This is a genomic window from Bariatricus sp. HCP28S3_D3 (assembly GCF_052065755.1).
Lineage (GTDB): Bacteria > Bacillota > Clostridia > Lachnospirales > Lachnospiraceae > Allocoprococcus.
Genome location: NZ_JBQHTK010000077.1, coordinates 1 through 1,670 on the forward strand (window position 1 = coordinate 1; position 1,670 = coordinate 1,670).

At 39.9% G+C, this 1,670-nt stretch carries 1 protein-coding gene; it reads left to right on the forward strand.

Annotated features, from left to right (window positions below):
• The first annotated feature begins 295 nt into the window (after window positions 1-295).
• Window positions 296-1,570, forward strand: a complete 1,275-nt coding sequence (locus ACTNB3_RS17735) for an IS110 family transposase (RefSeq protein WP_427808885.1) — start codon at window positions 296-298, stop codon at window positions 1,568-1,570.
• The last annotated feature ends 100 nt before the right edge of the window (window positions 1,571-1,670 follow it).

Here is a 1,670-nt window from a genome sequence, read left to right on the forward strand (position 1 = left end):
ACTAATCTCCATTCCGCCGCCTTTGGCTGGCGGCACAAATAGTAATGAAAGTGTTCCAACTCTCTACGTTGTGCTGTAAAATAGTTTGCAAGAAGCTACACTACAAAGCACGGGAGGAGGAGTTGTAATAACTTTCTTCGTTTTAGACAGCATACTAATCAGTGTAAGTTCTGCCTTTTCAAGCACAAATAAGTGGCATCATGAATCCGTACACTAAGAATTGTTTAAGCACCTTAGTTTAATTGTGTGGCAGTTCAGTCAATGGCTTCTTATCATTCACGAAAGGAGTCTGACTATGAAAGTTACTTACCAAACCTGTTGTGGTGTCGATGTTCACAAATCTTTTCTCGTTGCCACAATCGTTAAAACTACTGGTGGCATTGAGCCTTCTTACCAAAAGAAGCGCTTTTCCACCTTTAACAATTCAATTCTTAAATTCAAGCAATGGCTTCTCGACAATGATTGCCATGATGTCTGTATGGAATCCACAGGTAAATACTGGGTTCCTGTCTTTAATCTGCTGGAAGATGATATCAATGTTGTCATTGCCAATCCTAAATGGGTAAAGGCCGTAAAAGGCAACAAAGATGATACAAAAGATTCTAAATGGATTGGAGATTTGTTCCGTCTTGGACTTGTCAAAGGCAGCTATATTCCTTGCAAGAAAGTCCGTATTCTCAGGGAATACACTCGCTATCGTTACAAGCTTGTTTCCTGCCGTTCAAGTGAAAAGAATAGATATCAGAATGCTCTTACCGTTTGTAATGTTGCATTAGATTCTGTTGTTTCCGATATCTTTGGGAAGTCATCCACATCCATTATCGACTATCTGCTTGAACAATCGGGTACATCCATTAACCACGAAGAAATCGCATCTAAGCTTCTTAGGAGCCTCAAATCCAAAGAAGATGCTGTTATAGAATCCATCGAAGGATATCAGATGACTGATGCCCAAAAATATCGTATGCGCCTCGTCCGCGCACATATGGATTATATCACAGCTGAAATCCATGATGTTGATAAAATGATTGAAAATATGATTTCTTCTAATCCTGATTTTGAAAATGCTGTCCAGTTTCTCTGTACCATTCCGGGTGTCAAACGTGATAGTGCAATCACTATCATCTCCGAAATTGGTACTGATATGTCTCAGTTCTCAAGTTCCAAACGTTTATGTTGCTGGGCTGGTCTTACACCAGGTAGCAATGAATCTGCTGGTAAGAAGAAGTCTGTTCGGATTACACGTGCCGGTGTCTACCTCAAACCTGCATTAGTACAGTGTGCTCATGCAGCCGTAAAATCTGACAAATCTCCTTACTACAAAAAGAAATATGAATCAATTGTTAAACGCCGTGGCAAGAAAAGAGCCATTATCGCTATTGCCCGTATGATTCTTACTGCCATTTACCAGATGCTGTCTACCGGTGAACAGTGGAATCCGAGCGATCTTTACAAAATCGATATGCCTGCACCTATGCTTGAAAAACAAAAGGCAAAGGCTATCAAACAAGCCAAGAAACTTCTTCAAAAGGAAGGATTACTTCCTCCTGATGAACCATTAGCTTCTTGATTTAATTTTCTAACTCTATAACACTTTAAAAAGTTGCCTGCCTTAGACAGCTTATTCAAGTGCGCCAATTTATGGTCTTCCTCTACTTTCTTTCACACTA